Here is a 20,693-nt window from a genome sequence, read left to right on the forward strand (position 1 = left end):
AATAAGACGGATATCTTAGATGAGTGATTCCAAACGCTTTTTAATTGATTAACAGTATATTCAAGTTGAACATTAACCCATTCATGATTAGCTTCTTTTAGCTTGAGTTTAGCTATATTTTTCAATGCAATTTTCGCTTGATATTTAGCACATCAATAGCCGCAGCGTAGCTGACCCATTCAACTGCATATGAAAATTCCGATCTAAAACCTGCCGCTTCAAACAATGTGACACTCGATACATCAAATTCAGTATGCTCTTTTACATACTCGGAAATTTCAAGATATGGCATTAAAAAGCCATCTTTGCCATCAACTCTTATCGAATGAGCTACATTCGTCTCCCAAATGTAGTTTTTTTCGTCATTACTTCCATCAGACTCATACTCATGAATTTTTACATTACATGATATATTTCCCATTCCTGCAATTACACGCCGATTATCTTCAATAAATGGGACTTGTTTGTAATATGGAAATATCAATGAATTGTGCGGATTAATCCCGGAAAAGAAGTAATCAAAAATCCCTTTTTGAGATTCTCCATGCGATACCCATGTACTTGACCAGTTCAGCATTTGTTCTGTTTTTTCTAAGTCAAAGTTAAAATTGTAATACTTTTGTTTCTCATTAGCATTATCCTTTAAAGTCCATGAAAAGAGGCGCAATAAGAATGAATAGGAATCCATCTCGAAAATTGTTTCTTCGAAATGCTTGAACTTAGCATTTCCTTTTTTATATGGATGGTTCATTTTAAGATAAAGCTTGGTATCACTCATGAACGCGGCATTCTCTGTAATCCAGCTTTGCATTCTTACTGTTCCTACCTGTTCGTAACTTTTACCTTTATTTGTTTCCTCAAACTCTAAGTCCCGTGATGCTGCAATGTTGGGGATTACTTGAGCAGCTACATTATACTTCGGTTTATCGTCAATTCGCCCAGTATAATCGTTATCCTTCCATGGAATTCTTGTTGAAAAGTGTTGTATATAGTTTTTTTGTGATTTAACTTTCTTTTCTTTTTCAATCAGATACATAAGCCCTCTTAAGAGTCGTAAAGAAAATCTATCTTAAGTTTCTGGATTTGATGTCTTCTTGGAAGTGCTTCACAGCTTCCCATCTATTATAAAATCTTCATCGGTTATTAAGGATAAGATCTCATGGCTCGGTTCATTAATATCTACTACTCTTTTTGCATGATTCATTACTATATCATCATATATATTTCTAACCAAACGCCCATTAGCAAAATGCTCATCTTTCGCGGCTACTTGATTGTTTAAAGCTTGTTTGATTCTGCTTCTCGCTTCTTCACTTAAAACATAATCGTTGTTTTTACACATCATGGTTAAAATTTCTTCCAGCTCGTCAGCCGTATAGTCATCGAACTCGATAAATGTGTTAAAACGTGATTTAAGCCCCGGATTCGATTCAAAGAATTTATTCATTGACTCTGTGTAGCCAGCCACGATTACAACCAAATCGTCTCGATAATCCTCCAATGCTTTTGTCAATTCTGTCAAGCATTCCCGCCCATAAGAATCGCTGTGGTCGTTCTCTGTTATGCTATAGGCTTCATCAATGAACAACACGCCGCCTTTTGCTTTTTCAATAACTTTTTTTACTTTTAATGCCGTTTGCCCTTGAAAACCCGCTATTAAATCCGTTCTAGAAACTTCAATAAAATGACCTTTTGTAAGTAATCCTATTTGTTTATAAATCCGCCCGACAATCCTTGCCACTGTCGTTTTTCCTGTTCCTGGCCTTCCCGTAAAAGCAAGGTGAAGGGTGTTTTTTGCTGTGGTTAATCCTTGGTTCTCACGCAATTTCTGTACTTTTTGATAGGCCATTAGGTTATTAACCTTTTCTTTAACTCTGTTCAGTCCAATCAATTGATTTAATTCTGCTAATAATTCAGGCAATGTTCGCGTCTCTTCGTCCATTTGATCCTGGTTACAAATATCCAGTACTTTCATATATCCATAATATTTAATCAAACTATCCTTTAATGCATTTGATATTTGTTTAACTTCCATAGGATATTTACCTGAATCAACTACTATGGATATTTTTTTAAGCAGCATTATTGTCCTTGCTTCATCCTGTTTTTCTACAATAGCTGTCGCATATTCGGTAATTTTTCCATATCCCTCAACCAGCGCGTCTAGTTTCGAAGCATAGTTTAATAAATCATTTTTATATTTATTTTCTATCATATAATCCCCAATATATACAAAACAAAATTAATCAAAGTAATCCCGACAGAACTCCCTGCTAATATATAGGCAATTTTCAATTTCTTTAATAGTCTCTTGCTTCGATCCTCATAATTCATTTTAGCTTCATCTAGCAGATTACGTACATAATTTATTTGTTCTTTGATTTCAATGTCAATTTCTTCTTTTTGGTTTTCGATTCTGATATTAATTGATCTAATGTCTTTCTTAAATGTCTGGCTGTCGTTCCATATTACATCGATATTTTTAAGCTGCTCGTATGTATCAATTTGTTCTTTGAACTGTTTCAAAGCATTTATCGTCTTCGTTTGCTCTTCTATCGATTCAACAATATTTTCAATTTCGAGACTGATTGATTTAATGTCTTTCTTAAATGTCTGGCTGTCGCTCCATATTTCATCGATATTTTTAAGCTGCTCGTATTTATCAATTTGTTCTTTGAACTGTTCCAAAGCATTTATCGTCTTCGTTTGCCCTTCTATCGATTCAACAATATTTTCGATTCCGAGACTAATTGATCTAATGTCTTTCTTAAATGTCTGGCTGTCGCTCCATATTTCATCGATATTTTTAAGCTGCTCGTATTTATCAATTTGCTCTTTGAATTGACTCAAAACAGTTATCATCTGTGTTTGCACTTTTATTGTTTTAGCGATATCGACGCTATTTTTTTTGGCTTCAAAAGCGCTCTCCTTCGCTTGGCTGCTTGCTTTTTCAGCTGCCTTGATTGACAGAATTATAGCTTGGATATAATCTTTATCCAACGCTTCTAACGCTTTGTAAACCTGACCGAATTCTTTTATAGATTCAATATGCAGGTTGTTCAAAGTGATTAGATGTTTTTGAATTTGGGACGTTAAATGATTAAGTTCGTTGCCTGTTACTTTGTGGTCAGACCAATTGAATATTCCCCCCTTTGAGGCAACCGTTTGTAAATCTACACTCGCTGGTATTTTTTCGGAGAATTGTTTAAGTTGTTTTTTTGCATTATTGAAGTCGTGTGTTTGAATTGTAAGCTGGTCCATTTTATACCTCTATTTCGATAAATTGTTTAGAATATCAAGCATATTGTCAAATGCAACTTCATTTCCGCTGACAGCAACTTCATTATTGACATTTTCATCATGGATATTTGTTAAAGATTCTTTAATAATATTTGCGGCAATTTCATGCCTCTCCTGTATAGAACTAGCAACACTATTTTTAGTATGTTCCAGCTTATTTTCATTTAGGGCGATAACCGCATTTTGTGTATTTAATACCTCGTTGCCTTTATTCACTTCTTTATTTACCGCCTCCGCCATCTGTTGCTTGGCGATAGCTTTGTCAATCAAGCTCATTGCAATTGCGCCTACAATCCCCGCAACCAAGCCGCCCATAAACAGGCCTATTAAGCTGGCCAAACTGCCAAGAATCGGAATCTCAAATGCAAATACGGGTACTGACATCAAACCTTTTTCAATAACCTCTCCTAATACAAGCGTACCAGTCGCGCTTAACCCCGCGATTACTATTTTCCCTGTTTCAAGTATCAGTCTGCCAAATGGTTTATTTTTGTTGTCTGGACTCTTAAGATAGGTAATTGCTTCTTTGAGCGACCTCCATCCCTGTTTAAGCATAGTCCATACTTTCTTAATGGTTCTCACAATAGGTCCCAATATGGCTGTAGCAATAGTGGTGATAAGCGTGCTTCCGGCGCTTACTAAATGCGTTTTTAACTTGCTAATGAATGAATTTATCGCCGACTTAATGGTATTATGCAGGGATTCCAGATTCTTTTGGGTTGTCTTTAACCATAAAATCAATTTTCTGATTACTTCTTTTATTAATTCTGCAAGAAGCTGCATTACTACAGTTCTAAGCGCTTTGCCCGTTATTCTGAACGCTTCTTCTTTTTGGGATTGCTTTCCCGCCTCAATGGATTTGCGTTCCCCTTCTTCTTTCCGATTTTCGTATTCTTCACGGGCAATCCTGTCATCTTCACTTAATTTTTCTTCGTCAAGGCTAAACCTCTCTGCTGGTTTTTCTCCATCTCGCTCGCTATTCAGCCAGTCTTTCATTTTGCTATCACCTTTTGATTGATTGGCCGCAGCATCCAAGTCTTTAAGGTTTTTATTGCTATTTGCAAAATCAATTTGTTCTCGTTTGTCGAGATGGGCGTTTGCTTCAGGATCCCGTATAATTTCCGCCGCCGATACGGTATGGTCTTTATTTACGGCGGCGGAACCCTTATCCCTATTTTTATCAAACGCCTCACGGGCATCTTTCTTTAAAACCTTTTTGTAGGCTTTACTCCTTTTATCATATTTCTCAATATTACCATTATCGTCTTTTCGATATATCTTAATATTATCTGAATTGACTTTTTGATATTTTTCAATATTGCCATTATCCTCACTTTGGAAATTATTTTGCCAATCGTCATGCCGTTTTTGGTAATCTATTTTATTATTATGTTTTGCTATCTTACCGTTTTCAAAATTTTCTGTTGTTTGAATATGGGCATTATTCCTCAAATCCAACGTTAGACCACGATTATCTTTAATAAAGTCTTCGCCAGCAGTAGCTGTCAGCTGATTAAGAAATTGTTCCCAAACCACATTCATAACAGTATTTCCTAAATTTTCGGGACTGCCTATTTTTTCTCGATCTTCTTTCAAAAGTTCCAGTTCCGATAGTTGTGAATCCAAATCGTTTTGCAATTTAGTTTCCAACTCATTAAAATCGAACGAATCTGCATTTTCGATTTCTGTAATTTCTAACATCTCATTCTCGTTCGCCATCTTTCACCCCTGCGTCAGCCCGTCGGCATAAATTTATTTTTATTTATTTTTGTCTTTTTCCTTTAGAATTTTCGCTAGCCATGTAGAGCCGGCTACAATTCCCCCAATAGCTAAAAGTGGGGTACCTAAAATTCCTCCAAATAATCCTGCACTAACAGCTGCTAAAGCTGGCCCGCCTATTCCTCCTGAAGCAGTAGCTGCAATAGTCCTTACACTTTCAGATATTTTCTCACGCTCTTCGTCGGTATACTCTTCCTCTCTATTAAGTAGTATATCTACAACTTGCGGCAAGACAGTGTTTTCCTTATTTGTTTGGATTTCAAAATCAATGATTGATCGAATTGCAATATATTGAGTTAGTGTCATCGAAGTTTTTGCATTCTCAAGATTGCTAATGGTTTGCTTCGTAACGCCAATTCTTTCGCCGAGTTGCTCAGACGTCCATCCTGCAATTTTTCTGATTGCAGATAGATTTTTTTGTAAACAAGCAATCTGAGCGTTTTGTTTATTCCTCGTTTCCATTTTCTCCCACCCCCATCTGCTACCATAATATCAATCCAATTTTATCGTGTCAATTTATTTGACTAAATAAATTATTTTCATCTCTAAAAAGACATCATCAAGAACATTCAACCTGATCTCTAGCAAGGAACACATCTACGGTTGCACATAAAGCGACGAGACGTACAGACTGGCGAGGTGAATCCCGCCTCCCAAGATCTTACGAACAAACAAGAGCCTTCGGAACCTCATCGGCTCGAAGGCTCTTGCTATTGAGTGGTAACATCAGATTGAACTATAGAAGCAGTATCCGAACGATGCCGGCTTGCACGTTTTCGATAATGCCAACCTTCGATCAACCGTATTCCACTACCGTGCCGTGTGCACGAACGTACGAAGCGCCGTGTCTGTCGATTGCTCCGGAAGCTTATCTTTCAAGCCGGCAACCTACATTACCTTGGCGACTGCCGTCATCGCATGTTCCCCGCGTACACAGCCTAGTCGATAAACTCCGCTTTCTGCAACAGTCTGCGAATTGCAACCGCGAACTCTGCTCTCGTCATGTTGGCCTTAGGGGCCAGCAAATCGGCTTTCTGGCCGGTGATAACGCCTGATTTAACGGTCCATGCTATGCCTTCCTTCGCCCATGCCGATGCTTTCGCGGAATCCTTAAAGCTGCCGAGTAGATGCTTCATCTCGGACTCGTTTGGTGCGGAATCCAGTCCCGCTAGCATCATCGCCTTCGCGATAATGACCATCGCCTGTTCGCGGGTCGTCTTGTCTTTCGGACCGAACCGTTCGTTGCCGTACCCACTGATCAGCCCGTACTGATTGGCCGTATGCAAAGCATCGTAATACCAGTCGTTTACGGACACGTCGCTAAAGAGTGAACGCTCCTGCTTCACTGTCGTAAGTCCCAGTGCTTTCACCAGGATAGCGGCAACTTCCGCGCGCGTCATGTCAGAAGAAGGCTTGAAGTTTCCATTGCCGTCGCCGGACACAATCAATCTCGAAGCCAAATCATTGATCGCATCGGATGCCCAATGCTTAGTCGTATCCTTGAACGTACGGGAATTGCTGATCAGCACATACACGCTGTTGGTTATACTGCTGATCTGCGCATAATATCTGCCCTCATGTACTTGCAGGCTGGTCGGCACGTGACGCGCCGAACCGTTAGGCTCGATGACGACCGCCGTTGTAACGCCCCTCTCGGTAACGCCGTCAGGAAGCGGAATTTCTCTTCGCACGAAGGATGCGAGCTGCCTTATTTCTTCCGTCCTGCCGCTCGCGTTTGCCGTAATCGAAAATTCAGCAAGCTCGCCAATTGCTTTCGCGCCCTCTTTTTTCTCGACCTGCTCCGCCAGCTTCATATAAGTTTCCGCCGGCTTCGCTACCTTAATCGTCAATTGGATATCCTTCAGGTTGATTCCAGGGAATTGCTTGCTCAACCCAGCCAAGTCAATGGCATTCGGCGAGAGAATATACTTGCCGATATCCGTCTCGATTTCAAGCGTAACGTCCTTGTCTTGCATACGCTTGACCAATTCAGCATCCAATTGGAAGTCAAGCGTGTCGACAGCACCCTTCATTGGGAACGATAGCGTCAGATGTCCATTGCCGATCGCTTCAAGCAGCTTGTCTCGCACCGGCTTGACTGCTACTTTGTAGGCATTGTTACTTGCCTCGATATCGGCCAGAAGTATGCCTTCCGTCAGAACCCCGTTAAGCATCAACGGGACCTGTACATTCTTGCCCAAGGCGATGACAACCCCTCCGACGGTAATCGATGTTCCCTTCGGCGCTTCCGTATACTCATACGCTCTGATCGACGACGAAGCTGCCACGGTCAGCTTCGGCTCATCCTTCGTTCGCTTGGCTACAACGATCAGATTACCATCTTTGGCAGGGATGATTCCGTTGCTCGGCAAGCTTTTCCACGATGTAATATCTTGATCGAATAGCGGGATCGAAGCCTTCTGCCCATCGACGTAGACTTTGTAAGCCAGCTCGCTACCGGCCATATTGCCGTCATGCCCGGACGACTGTATAATTACGCGCGTTTCTCCCATTTTGCCTGTGCCAGCCGTGATCGCTTTAATTACCCCCATCGAGGTCGGGACGAGTTGTCCCTGCGAAGGCGTGATTCCGACCACGTCATAGCTGCTCAACTGCAGCCCTTCCCAAGCCTTGTAATCGACCCGGATGAGCGCGCTTCCTTCCCTGCGTCCCGTCAGCATTCCGTCATCCGTCAGTCTTACGTTGGAATCGCCTTGTTCTACACTGAATACGAGCTTCGAACTGTCTACCGGCTCTTCGCTGCCGTCCGTATACTGCACTCTCGCTTTAAGCGCGACGGGAGCGCCGCCGGTTACGATCTCGTTCGGAACGACAAGCGTCAGTTTCTTCGGCAGCTTCAGATCTTCGTTGATTGCTTCCGTCACTGCGCTGTTGGCATTGCCTGCGTCATCGATCGCCTCAATACGGATTTTCATCACTTTGTCCGCAGAGGAAACCGGAACATTCTGCTCGAAATGACCTTTCGCATCCGGCTTGATGGAAGCCAGCTTCGCGCCCGTATTGGCGTTCGTCACCGTAACGGTCGCATCGGTATTGGTCGTCCCCTTGAACGCAATCTTGCCCCCATTGATTCTAAAACCGTCGTCCGGCGCGTCCAAATAAATCATCGGCGCAGTCGTATCGACCGTCAAATAAAGCATGGATACGGAGTAGTCACCCGTATTCACGTTGCGCGCCCGCAGTTCCACCGCATAAGTGCCGTCGGTGTTGAAGTTTCTCAAGACAAGCTTGCCGCTGTTGCCACTGCCAGAGAGATTAACGCTGCCAAGCACGGCGTCATCCACTATAGCTTCGACGACAACACCCTGCTGGTTCGCAGCCACCTCGATTTGCTGCGTCGTCTCCTTGACCGTCAGATCGTAACGGTTGTTATGAATCGCGTTGCCGTTAATGGAGAGGACGGGCTTGGACGGTACAGGGAGCAGCTTGCTCTCGGAATAAACGGTTTCCGCAAACCGCATGTTCGGGCTCGCCCCGTCTTCCTCGGTCGGAATTCTAACAGTTGCGATGCCGACGCTGTACTTTTTGCCGGTCTCAAGCCCCGTATAGCGATCCTGTACCTTCTCCATTACGATGCTGCCCCGCTCATCGCGCACAATATTGCCATTGTCGTCCATCTTCGGCTTGCCGACGAGGTTCCAGCCGCCAATGTTCAATCTGTACTCTCCATCCTTCAAGACGCTATCCAATTGCTCCTCGGTATACATCACTTCTCCGAACGGCTCATAGAGATTGCCTTTGTCATCCTTGGCCGTAATCAGGTAGCCATACTGCGCGTTCTCCTGACCGCTCTTATGTGCCACTGGCGGGAAAGCAACCTCGAACTGTCCGTTGCCTGCCGCTTTTAGCGAGACGGCGCTCACTTCCGAAGGCGCGAGCGGATCGATAATTCTGAACGTCCCAGCGGACGACTTGACGGAAAAGGCCGTCTCCGTCTTCAGCTCCGCCCGCAAGTAATAGTCTCCTTGCGGCAGCAGCCCACGGATGTCTGCCCCGCCCAGGCCGCTTACCTGCGCCGCGTCGATAGCCAGCTCGCCCGAAGCGGTGCCGTCCGACGCGATGTTCTCCGCCTTGATCGCGATGTCCTTAGCGATTAGTAGACCGGGATCGATCTCCTGATCGGGATTCGGCACATCCGATACTTTATCCTTCGATAGATAAAGGCTGACGGTATCTCCCGGCGTTGCATTCTTGACCGTCCACTTCGCCGTGAACTTGTCCTTATCCGAGCCTTGTTCGATGAAAGCTCCGGTCAGAGCAGGTTGAACCGGCAGATTCATCAGCTTGGTGCGGATCTGCTGATCCGAAGTCAACGTCCAGCTGCCGGTTTTCGCTTCGCTCTCCGGCACGGCGATATAAATTCTACGCACATCGGTAGACGCAAGCGCTTCCTGCTTGGTGACCTTCGTGCCGTCGCTTTTCAGATCGCCTTCCTTGGCCGCCTTGATAATCTGTTCGAATGCTTTCGCATTCTTATTCGTAATATCCCCGATTACGATATCGTAGGCACTGCCATCCGCTCTGGTCAAGGTCAGCTTCGGGCGCTTCGTATCGTAGTATTCCACTTCGATCAATGCGTCTCCCGTCACCTTATTCATCGGAATGGCATGAACCTTGGCGCCGCCCGATGTAATAATGCCTCCGATGCCCAAATTTTGCGACCCGTCATCGATTAACGCAACGCCGTCGCCGATCGACCGATAGGTGATCTCTTGCTTCTCCGTCTCCTCGTTCTCCCACGAAGTGGCCAGCACTTCGATGCCGCTGCCAATCGCCATTACTCGAGGTCCCAGCTCCGGATCCTGAACGAGCAAGTACATCAGCGCATCTTTGCCCTCTGTATTGCCATCGGTACCGAACTCAATGCCTCCGCCCCAATAATAGGTAACGCCTACTGTTACGAACAGCACGGAAATGCCCGCCCACACCTTGTCATTATTAGCCCCGGCATGAACGCCGAACCCGATTCCGCCGACAATCGGCACGCTGCTCGGCACCTGAATCCGTCCGCTGATCATTCCCTCGAAGTCCGTGCGATGCTTCTCCAGGTTTTCTCCGATGAACAAGCTCGCTTTACCGACGATAATGCCCCAGCCTCCGATATCGATGGTCGCTCTGGCCGACAAGAACATCGGGCTGACCCATTGCATTTGAATCAGCGCTTCCGTAAGCAGCTTGATGGCTTCGTCATCCTCGCCCAACGACAACGCTCCGACCACTTTAATACCGGTCATCTTAAGCGTAAGATCGACCGCGCCGCTTAACACGGCGGGCTTGACTCCAAACTTCATGTCGATGCCCGCTTCCAGCGTAAGCGGAATTCTGCCGTCTCCTCCGGCAATCGTATCGGCCAACTCGCGTATCGCGCCCCTCAGGCTCGTAATAAAAGCGCCAGGCCCCACAGCGACGCCCGGATCGGGCAAATCGCTTCCGAAAGCGATGACGTCGGGCAGGATGCGGCCGTCCGCAACCTGCTTGAAGGCAAGCTCCGCCTGGATTGCCATGACATGCTCGATTTTTGCGTTAAATTTGATTCCGTAATAGTTCTGAACATCGTACTTCTTCGGATCTTTATATTGCGTAATGTTGATTTCGCCGCCGATATCGTCCTTATTGTCCTTCTTGAGCAGTCCCAGCGCTTTGCCCAGCTCGAACTTGAGCGAAGCATCAATGCCGACGAAGCCCTCTTCGTTGAACATGACATTCTTCACTTCGCCGTCGACAATGACCATCTTCACGAATCCTCCGAAGGATACGCCGTCTTGTCTCAGCACAAAATCATTCAGCTGCAGCCCAAAGCCTTGAATGGAAAAGCTCGGGGTAGCAAACAGCGAGTGCTGATTGAAGTAGACATAGGACACCAGCAGGTCGCGATAAGGATTCAGCGAATCTCCGATCAATCCGTTCGCCCAGCCTAGGCTGCCGTTCAGCGTGTTGTCCTCCGGATTTCTTGCTTTTTCCCATTCCTGCTGTTCCGCCGACAGCTTAGACCCGGTTCCGAGGGTTTTCTCGAAGCCGTTGTAGAAATCAACCGTCCATTCTCCCTTGTAGAAAACGAAGCCGCTGTTGGCGACGCTAAGCGTTCCTTCTCCGGACGCGAACAACGTGTTAAGGAAAGGCGTTTTCGTATTCGCGCTAATCCGGGAAGCAAGCGGAAACTCGCCGACGGGAAAGCTCAACTCTTTGCCTCTGTAAGCGACGCTGCGGTTGATGACGGCAGGCTCCGGATCGGTTCTCACCGTATACTGGGCATTGGCGCCTGTACCGGATTGCACGATATTGCCGCGTACTTCAAGCACGATCTCCTGGCGCTCGTCCTGCATCTTCAGCTTACTCGCGAATGCTTCGAACTCCGCTTCCGATTGAAATGCCCGCACGCCGTAAACCGGCACGGCCGCAGCATCAATCGCCCGATCCAAGCGCAGCTCCGGAGTCACGGCTTTGGCCGCTTTCGCGATCGCCTTCCCGGCGTCGCTCAGGATCGCCTTGTCTTGAGCTTTGCGGGCGGTGAAATCCGCATCGCTTAATCCGCTATATGTCCCCGGCAGCGCTTCCGCGAACTTCTCCCTGTCGCTGCTGCCGCTCTGCGTCAGATCGAGCACCGACTTGTACACTGCCAATACGCTCGCCTTGCGAACGCTGGCTTCCACGTTCTGCGTCACATGGAACGTCTCTTTCGTCTCGAAGCTTAGCGCTTCCGCGATGTCCGGGTTCGACTTGTCTTTGAAGTCTACGGCTACGGCATACTCCCCGAGCGGCAATCCTTTGCCGTCCACGGTCTCGATCGTCCGGCCGTTCTTGTCTACTTTGTCGCCGCCGCGGAATACGATGCGCATATCGCCCGAGAAGCCGTTGCCGAGCGGCCGCGTCGTCACCGACTCCGACACGGGCACTTTGTAGCGTTCTCCGCTTGCCACGTTCTTCAAATAAAGATCGAAGTTGGCGGCGGCTCCCGTCTCCTTGCTGCCCGGTTCATACGCCGATATATTCGATACGTTCAGCGAAATATATTTGTCATCCTTATCGTATGTTTCGTCCGGAGTCATGCTGTACAGAAGCGTCGGCCGCAGCTCTCCTACAGGAGGAAGAAATACGAAATTCGCTTTCGAAGATTCATAGATCGCCCGGATTTCGGACTCTTGCTCCTGGCCGGCCTCTTGAAGCTTGCTCTCCAGCTTCTTTTCGGTCTCGGGGCTGCTTACCGTCAACAAATATTGTTTGGTCGTCGGCCAAGGCTTCCCATCAGCCTTCACCCTCCACTTCGCCGAGATGATCTCTCCAGGCGTGTACGGAATGACCTCTACGCCTTGCGCCGCTTTCTCGGGCGGGATATCCTTGCGGAAGTCCAGCGTTTGCGTGGAGCCCGTTTCATGTCCCGACTCATCCACAAACCTCAGCCCGTTCTCCAAACTTAGCGTAGCCTTAATTTTGCTATGCTCCATATCGTACATAGCCATATTTTCGATCTCCGCGTTGATCTCGAAAATTCCGTTATTCACATAGCCGGTTTCCTCTTTGTTCGTCTCCAGCTTCAGCACCGGATCCAGGAACCGGACGTCGAACACTTTGTCCGGCTCCACGATCTCGCCCAAGCCGTATACAACTTCATAAGTATTGCTTGCCCCAGCCGCGATCGAATCCGGATTCCAATAGTAGGCGACCGCCGAATCGGCTGTCCCGTACGCATTCGTGTTTTGCGTAAAGTCCAGATTTTCGTTCGGCTCGTAATTCCACTTTGTACTGGCCAGTCCGCTCCAATGGCCGACGATCATTTCGTCGACAATGTTGATGCCGCCTTCAAACATATTATTAAAGCCGTATGCCATCACATTTGTCGCCAGCGGATTGCTGGGATCCAGTCTGTCCCTCATGACCCAGTAAGCCGGCAGCTTATGCAGGTTATATGCTTGCTCGTCCGTCGCTTTGTCGTATCCCAGCGTCTCCGGCTCGTGAACGAGCCGCCTTTCTACCGTGAGCGGCTGCAAATAGTTCTGGCCGATCTGAAAAGCCGGACCGTCGTTGCCGCCGACAGAAGTGTCGAGCAGTACTCTTGCGCCGACCTCGACTGTCGATTTCGTCTTATTGTCGACCTGGTACGCAATGCGTGCATTGCCTGCGTTCTCCAGATCTTCATTCGGAAGCAGCATGATGATCTGGCTGATCCTTATTCCCTTAATCGTCCATACGGTAATTAAGCTTTCCGTCCCGTTATTGTTCCGGACGACTGCCGGCTGCGACACTTCCGAGAACCAGTCGGGCGCCAGCTTGTACGGATTGCCGAAAATAAAGTCGGTTCCATCGATTCTGAATGTCGTAAAGGAGCTTTCCGGATTGTCGCCTTCGAAAATCAGATCGACGTTGCCGTCCTTTTTCCGAATCGGCTGGCCGTCTACCGTACGAATGCCGAATCTGCCGCTTGCATTATCGACTGTAACCTTTATATATTCGTTTTGGATCGAGGTCGTTTTCGGCGCGCCCACGATGCTGGCAATTGAATGCAAAGGCATGCTTGTCAGCAGCAGAATGGCAACCAGAAAAGCCGCGATTCCTCTTAAAGCCGTTCTGTTCATGTAATTGCTCCTTTAGCTGCAGTCTTTCGTTCCCCGAAGGAATTGCGGGCTTCGGACCATCAAACGCAGCGTATTAATTGGATCTGCTTACGAGCAGCGTCGTATAAATTCGTTCCCGTTCCTGATTTCTGACGATAATCGTATACCAGCCGGCCTTCGGCAGCGTTACGGTGAAGCTGCCCGCCATCAGCTGCTCGTACGTCAGCTTCGTGGCGATATATTTCATCTCGCCTTCTCGAACAAGTCCAGGGTAATAAAGCAGGTCGAATGTGCCTTCCTCGTTCTCCGCCTTGCTTGTGCCGTTGCCCACATTCATCAGCTTGTAGTTTTGGACGTTGAAGGTAACCGTCGTGCTATTCACGATCGCCGTCTCCGACGCCGCTTCGGAGAGCGGAACGCCGTTGGCTGTAATGAACATTCCGTCTGCAGGCGTAATATAGACGAGCTGTGTCGCGAAGCTTTCGTTCCCGACCTGGTCGCTGGCGATATACTTCACGGTATGTTTGCCTTCGCGCGTTAAATCGAGTTGACGATCCGTATAGCGGCCGTTCTCCAGCACCTGCTCCACGATTCTCACGGTAATGTCCTCTGCTGCGGACAAATTGTCCGACACCTGGTAACCGCCCAGGTCGGCTGCAAAATTAAAGTTCGCCTTGTTCTGCAGGACCGATACCGCCGCCTTATTGAGCTTAATCTCAGGAGGCGTGTTATCCAGACCGTCAATGACAAAGGATTGGGTGGAACGGTTGCCAAGCCTGTCCATCAACACCAGGGAAGCCCGCACATTGGCGTCGTAATCGCCCTTGAAAGAGCCAGCCGGCTTGCCGCCGATCGTTACGGTATTCTCAGGAATGGCCGAAGGCTCCAGCTCGAAGTTGACCCTCATTTTGCCTTTCGAATATACTTTGCCGCCAATCGTGACAAGACTGTCGTTCGACAGGGTGTTGCCCGCCGAATCTATGCGTTTCATCACAATACGCTTCACTTTCGGCAGATTGCCTGCAAGCGTTGTAATCGGATTGGACTCCACCTTCGTGCTGTTGCCCGCGGCGTCCACAATCGTGAAGAAGGCTTTGCCGTTGTTTCTCATAATGATGGAAGACTGTGTTCCGCCTGCGGTGTTGCCGGAAACCCAATAATTCTGAGACGTTCCGGTTTTCGGTCTCACTTCAGCCACGACAAGGTTGGACGCGACCACATTGTCCGACGTCGGCACGGCATAATGTTTCAGCTCGCCTTGCGCATCATAGCCGTCCCCGGAGCTGTTCACGACGACCAAATGCCCTTCGAACCGTATCAGCGCGCTCATATCGCTATGATTATAGCGGAGCACCACATCGGCGTCCGGCGGCGTATTGACGATATTCTCCACATGGGCATCAATCGTGCCGGTAAAACCGACCGCATCCTCGTACTCGAAGGTAAAATCTCCATTCTCTGTAAAGGTCTTGGAAGATTTCGATAGATTAGTAATGCGGATTGGCTTGCTCGATTGCAGGCTGGCGACGACGGTTCCCGAAGTTTTCGCGATCGTAGAATACTTGACGGAAACGATAGGCTCCTTGTCGTCAAAGTTGGATACGACGATAAATACGTTAGCTGATTGGCCGCCGTCTTGAACGGTAAAGGAGTAGCTGCCGTTCCGGTACACCCGGTACCGCTTGCCGTTCTCCACCGTCTCCGGCATCTCGGGGTTGGCATTGGTAGCCGTGATCGTCTTGCCGTCAGACTGATCGAACAAGATGTCCAGCCCACTGTTCTGACCGCCATCCGCCATTCTCGCGCCGCCTCTGACCGGTTCGATCTGATTGAGCGACGCAAGCGCGTATGCCGGCGCATGCTGAATCACCACGCTCGGCGAATAAATCTCGCTGATGTTGTTGTAGTACCCCTTGAATTTCACCTGGATGGTATCCTTCAGTTTGTCTGCGTCATTGGTATCGACCGGCACTCCCACATAGTTGGTGTATGGACGCCATGTGCTCCAATTGTCGCCTCCGTTCGAGGATACCGAGTAGTAGTAGCCTTCCTGGGACGGCACGTCGACCTCCAGCTTCAGAATGGCGGTATAACCGTCAGCTGCATTGCCTGATGTATGGATCAGATCGGCGCTGCCGACAGGCGGGTCCTGACTGAGCAGGAACGTCGCGAACAGGCTGTTTGTCTTGTATACTTTTCCATTTCCAAGGCTGTCCTTGGCATAGACGTACAGACGGTAATTGCCGTTCTCGTCCTTGTTTTTAACGGAAAGCGTGATCTCGCCACTCGCGGGTGCTTGCCGCCAGCCTTCGGAGTCCTCATCCGGAGCTTGTTCGGCTTGTCCTTCCGTTACTTTGGTCCACTGATATTGAATGTTCTCTTTGGCCACTCCGACAAAATCGACGAGCGAATCCTCCACGGCGATCATGACGCTCTGCACGACCATCGGGTACAAATATCCCTGGCTGCTGAAGGTGACCGTCGGCGGCAGATGATCGAATTTGTATTCCTTATAGTAATAGTAGTAACGGTTCATATTTTTCTGCTTTACTTTGATATGCGCATAGACCGTTCCGCTCCTCGTCTGATCGGCCGATAGCTTATACCGAAGAGCTTCTTCACCGTTCAATTTCGTTTGTTCTGGCACTTGCTCGAACGGAGCCCAGCCTTCCTCCGGCCTCGCCGAGGAATCCGTATATTGGAATTCGATCTTATCGATCGGAACACCGGCAATCGTAAATTCGGGCCCCTTATTGATCGCGTAACCGTCCCCGGGATAGCTTTGGAACTTAGTGAAAATGACGATGACATCCACCTCGATCAGCTTGGCGTTCGTTGCGTTGCCGGCGATGTCCGTCGCCTTGGCATACAGCTCGTATTTGCCGCCCTTGTCGAATACTGGATTGTTCACCGTGGACACGCTGGCTTTGCCTTGCTCGTCAAGCGGGATTTCGAGCCATGCAGCCGCGTTCGGCTGCTCGCCCTTCTTGACGAATTGATATTGGATTTTCCCGTCCTTAATGGACGAAGTCGGATCGTAGGCTGTGATCGTTATCTTGACGTTGTCGGTCATATTGTCGACGACGTCTCCTGCCGCGAGGACAGGCGCGTCATTGTCGAGCTTAAGCACGGCCTGATGATACGACCAATTGGAATCATCCTTGCTGAAGTCGGTCAGCGGCCATTGCTGCAGCTTATCGTATTCGCCCAGACCAGGCATAATATTTTGCCTGAAATTCGTCTCGATCTCCACCGGCGTTGCGTCCGGGTGCTGCGTCAGATAGTCGGCCCTCTGAGCGCTGCCCTTCTCATACTGCATGAGCTGTCTGGCCGAGTCCCAGGTCATGTCGGCCGTCCAGGTGTGCAGGTACCAGGTCTCGCTCTTCCCTGCTGCTTCCGGCGGAAGAGCAATCGTGGCGCCGTTCTCGGCTACGCCCAGTACGACATCCTCAAAGCCGGAAGCGTACAGATCCTCCGACGGCTGTTTCTGCGTCAGTGAATACCGCTTGACGGCTGCGTAATTGTCGTTCTTGCCGGAGAAAGGATCTTCAGGAGATTTGCTGAACCAATAATAGACCAGACCGGAGCCCGCGCCAGGCCGGAACAGCCCTTTGCTCGGCTGCCCGTTCAGATCCGGATCATATGCGTTAATCGCAATGGTACCGTTCTTCACATGCTGGCCTGCTGGAACCTCGACTCCGCGCTCGTTCTTATATACGTAATTGACTTCAGGCGCCGTGTTGTCGATAGACAAGCCTGCCCAGGCGATGGACTTGACCGCCTCGGTCAAATAATTGTGCGCGTAATCCCATAGCGCCTTGCCGTCACCCGGATCGCTTGCGTGCTCCAGCGCCGATGTATTCAGCAAAGCGGTCTCGACCCCTGTACCTCCCGGCACGGTCGCTTGAAAGGTCCAAGTGTCCGTATTGGAACCGCTCACATAAGACGCTGTCATTCCGTTGCTGAAGGTCAACCGAGTATCCTCGGTCGGTGATTTGGAACTGATCAGCTTCTTGCTCACATTGACGTTGAAGGTGACCGTATTGCCTTTGCTCAAGACGAGTCCGGTCAAAATATTCGGCTGTACGCCATTCTTCACCGCGGAATATTTCGGCGGACGCGCGTCGATAAACGTCCGGTAAGTACCCGTGGGGCTGCTGTTGTCCGCGAAAGGCGACGTTCCGATGCTGCCGGCGATCTGCAAGGGATTCCCCGCACCGTCAATAAACCCCGCATCATTGATGCGCTGCAGCAGCGTCGGGCGATCCGGGTCGGAGGGCGCCGTCAGACGCAGCGGATCGAGCGGCACGTTGCCCGTGGTGTCGTTAGTGGACGTCGTAAATTTCAAATTAAATGTCGAACGGGAATGGCTCGTCAGATTCAACGATCCCAAAGCAAAACCGTAAAACTCGGCATCGGCGCTAACCAAATAATAGGTAGACGGATCGTAGCCGTCCCCGCCGGGGTTGGTGAACAATTCCGTCCTCATGAAGCTGTACTTCCCGTCGATCCGATCGGACGCATCGATAGCTGTCGAAGGAAATACCGGTTCATTGAAGTTCAGCGCCATGTTCATCATATTGCCCTGCTTCAGGAACAGCTCGTTTTTCATGACCGCAGGCTCATCATTGAAGCGGACAGCTCCGTCCGACGTGAACGTGTTGCCTTGATAGACGGGAGCGTCGATATCCGCAAAGTAGAGTTGAATGTTACCCAAATCGCCGGGGAATATGGCGTGATCGATCTTGATTGTAATCGTATCCGTCGCTCCGAATCCGATCCAGCCCGAGTTGGCTGAGTCCCCGGAGCCAATCACGGCGTTATACTTCGATGTTCCGCTTAAGGAAATATCGATGGAAGAAATTCCTCCATCTAATTTTCCGGTCTTCAGCATAAGCCTTGCCGTTCCGCCTTGTGCAAGTCTTTTGAGCTCTGGGTTTTGACTGATATTGATTGTTCCGGTAAACAGGTTTTTGCCAAACAATTTGAACCTCATGCTGTCAAGTGTATATTCAACATCCGTGGCATCAACCGTCGTTCCGGCTGCGCGACTTTTGAACATGCCAAAATTGTTGGCTTCGGATTTGGAAAAGTTGTTGTTCCAGCTCGTCATATCCCCGCGGTTGACAATTTTCCCGCCTCGAGGCACGTACACATCTGTGTAATAAGTCGCTGCCGCACGGACGACCGGTGTCGATATCCATCCGGTAAGCTGAAGCAGCATCGCGCAAACCGTAATTGCCGCAATGATTTTTCTGTTCACTTGCCTTCCTCCTTCAGCAGATTTCTGCGAATGTCTGAAGCCGATACGCATAGATGAATATTGTCCATCGTCCGGAAGGAGCCGGAGATCAGTCCGGCTACTTTGCCGTATTGATCGAGCAGCGGCCCTCCCGACATCCCGCTCGCCACTTGGGCTGAAGTGAGCAGCCTGTTCACGCCGTTCACCTTGGCAGCGGGGGCGTTCACTATGCCTTCGGTAATGATCTTGGTTCCTTTGAGCGGATAGCCCATCGCGAACGTGCGCTGTCCGTGGCGAGCTTCGTCAGACGCCATTTCCAGACCTTTTCTTCCGCCGGACTGAATGGACAACACGGCAACGTCAAGGTCCTGATCGCCCGCCGTCACCGTTATGCCTCGAACGGTCTTGCCATCATCGAACACAGCTTCATACGAAGCACCGTCCGCAATGACATGATAAGCGGTCAGCGCCTTGCCTCCCCGAATCAAGAATCCAGTTCCCACCGTCTTCAGCGTCCCGTCTTCCTTATAAACCTTCAAATAAAACACAGAATCCGCATCCGCTTGATAGATTTGTTCCGCGGTCAATTCAGGCAATGCCGAGGCTTCGGTGCCAGTAATCGGTCTTCCCGTTGCGGCAATAACCGCCGCCAACGTTAGAAGCATGCAGACTCTGAACAGCATCGTTCTCGCTTTTCTCAAATCAACGCCTCCCCTGATTTGCCTCTGAAGCTGTGTGGTGTCACGTTATCTCCTCTCTCTATCTCGAAATATCTTACATGAAGACAAAGTATGACAAAATTCTACAACACCGCTATAAACAAAAAATAAACAAGCGCGAATCCGCCTCTCGCAGACCCACGCATGTTTATTTTTTCTCATAAGAAAAACCTCGGAATCCCATGGACCCCTCGGCTCTCCTCTGTCCGGCGCCAGCGCGTCATATTCCTGACATACTCTTTCATTCGGGAATCGGGCTTCGTGCCCAGCTCCTGCTGCAGCAGCTTCTCCAAACTGATCATAAGGAGATTCGAAATTTCATGTCCATAAAAATAACATTGATCGCATTAGTGCACTTACTGACCACTTGCCCTCACAAATAGGTCCCAGTGTAATAAACATTTTAGAAAATAAAAAGCCACCCTTTTGAAAGTGGCATTAGAATAAATGGCGTTCCATTTTTTAATTTCATGCACCAAGAAATTCAAATTAATCTTACTAACATGTAAATGAACTAATTTGTCTTAAGTCAATCCCAAAAAATCTCCATGTTCCACCGAAAAACCTAAAGCCTGAAACCGAATTACGGCCGACAAAGGTTGGAAAAAACCAAAAGCGGTCTCCGTTGTTTAGCCATACGAAAGTATTTCGAAACAAACATCCAGATATCGCTCGCGGATCAACTGCAAATGGCATCACTTGTGGTTCAAATGCTGGGGGCGGAGAAGTTGGCATTTGCTGTCCCATTTGCCCTTGGGGTGTAGGCATAAACGGTCCAGATGGACCAGGCGGGCCAGGTGGTGGCATAAATCCCATGAACAATTCACTCCTTTAAAATCGGGCTAACATAATGTATGTTGGAATGAATCCTTTGGGTTGGGCGGTTGCCTATATATCCTTACTCGGCATTGTATAGAGTGTTGGATACCTTGAGTGGAGGGTTTACGCTCGGGTCAGGGTGGAAACCAGGTATAACAGGATTTTCAAATTTCATCGAAGCCCTCTTTTTCATGCTTTCTCTTTCATAAATACAGGCTTATTATTAGTTTATTGAAATTTGAATAGCTCGACTAAGTGTTTGCC

9 protein-coding genes are annotated in these 20,693 nt (G+C 48.4%); 1 reads left to right on the forward strand and 8 read right to left on the reverse strand.

The annotated features are described in order from the left end of the window. Positions 1-121: 121 nt before the first annotated feature. The 8 genes from CEF13_RS20150 to CEF13_RS20185 form a co-directional block, all read right to left on the reverse strand. A complete protein-coding gene (locus tag CEF13_RS20150; protein ID WP_102713371.1) occupies positions 122-1,036 on the reverse strand; it encodes a hypothetical protein in 915 nt (304 codons plus the stop codon). Positions 1,037-1,105: 69 nt separating this feature from the next. Beyond that, complete coding sequence (locus CEF13_RS20155) at positions 1,106-2,215, reverse strand: AAA family ATPase (protein WP_102713373.1); 1,110 nt, start codon at positions 2,213-2,215, stop codon at positions 1,106-1,108. After that, positions 2,212-3,261, reverse strand: coding sequence for a V-type ATP synthase subunit I domain-containing protein (locus CEF13_RS20160; RefSeq protein ID WP_102713375.1), 1,050 nt, complete (start codon positions 3,259-3,261; stop codon positions 2,212-2,214). Before CEF13_RS20160 ends, CEF13_RS20155 begins: the two co-directional genes overlap by 4 nt. A 9-nt stretch (positions 3,262-3,270) precedes the next feature. Beyond that, positions 3,271-5,019, reverse strand: coding sequence for an AI-2E family transporter (locus CEF13_RS20165; protein ID WP_102713377.1), 1,749 nt, complete (start codon positions 5,017-5,019; stop codon positions 3,271-3,273). 39 nt (positions 5,020-5,058) lie between these two features. Further along, positions 5,059-5,541, reverse strand: coding sequence for a helix-turn-helix transcriptional regulator (locus tag CEF13_RS20170; protein ID WP_102713379.1), 483 nt, complete (start codon positions 5,539-5,541; stop codon positions 5,059-5,061). 476 nt (positions 5,542-6,017) lie between these two features. Then, positions 6,018-13,670 carry an S-layer homology domain-containing protein gene (locus CEF13_RS20175; RefSeq protein WP_102713381.1) on the reverse strand — a complete coding sequence of 2,551 codons (7,653 nt, stop codon included), beginning with the start codon at positions 13,668-13,670 and terminating at the stop codon, positions 6,018-6,020. Between the two features lie 73 nt (positions 13,671-13,743). Beyond that, positions 13,744-18,912, reverse strand: coding sequence for a hypothetical protein (locus tag CEF13_RS20180; protein ID WP_102713383.1), 5,169 nt, complete (start codon positions 18,910-18,912; stop codon positions 13,744-13,746). Next, a complete protein-coding gene (locus CEF13_RS20185; RefSeq protein ID WP_102713385.1) occupies positions 18,909-19,592 on the reverse strand; it encodes a S1 family peptidase in 684 nt (227 codons plus the stop codon). Before CEF13_RS20185 ends, CEF13_RS20180 begins: the two co-directional genes overlap by 4 nt. A gap of 643 nt (positions 19,593-20,235) precedes the next feature. On the opposite strand from CEF13_RS20185, the gene CEF13_RS29725 reads away from it, so the two are divergent. After that, complete coding sequence (locus CEF13_RS29725; RefSeq protein WP_208414275.1) at positions 20,236-20,445, forward strand: hypothetical protein; 210 nt, start codon at positions 20,236-20,238, stop codon at positions 20,443-20,445. The last annotated feature ends 248 nt before the right edge of the window (positions 20,446-20,693 follow it).

The organism is Paenibacillus castaneae (genome assembly GCF_002884445.1).
Classification (GTDB): Bacteria; Bacillota; Bacilli; order Paenibacillales; family Paenibacillaceae; genus Pristimantibacillus; species Pristimantibacillus castaneae.

What these genes read in the sequence shown, in the direction of transcription:
- CEF13_RS20150 (WP_102713371.1), bottom strand. Translation starts at nt 1,036, where the DNA reads ATGTATCTGATTGAAAAAGAAAAGAAAGTTAAATCACAAAAAAACTAT.
- CEF13_RS20155 (WP_102713373.1), bottom strand. Translation starts at nt 2,215, where the DNA reads ATGATAGAAAATAAATATAAAAATGATTTATTAAACTATGCTTCGAAA.
- CEF13_RS20160 (WP_102713375.1), bottom strand. Translation starts at nt 3,261, where the DNA reads ATGGACCAGCTTACAATTCAAACACACGACTTCAATAATGCAAAAAAA.
- CEF13_RS20165 (WP_102713377.1), bottom strand. Translation starts at nt 5,019, where the DNA reads ATGGCGAACGAGAATGAGATGTTAGAAATTACAGAAATCGAAAATGCA.
- CEF13_RS20170 (WP_102713379.1), bottom strand. Translation starts at nt 5,541, where the DNA reads ATGGAAACGAGGAATAAACAAAACGCTCAGATTGCTTGTTTACAAAAA.
- CEF13_RS20175 (WP_102713381.1), bottom strand. Translation starts at nt 13,670, where the DNA reads ATGAACAGAACGGCTTTAAGAGGAATCGCGGCTTTTCTGGTTGCCATT.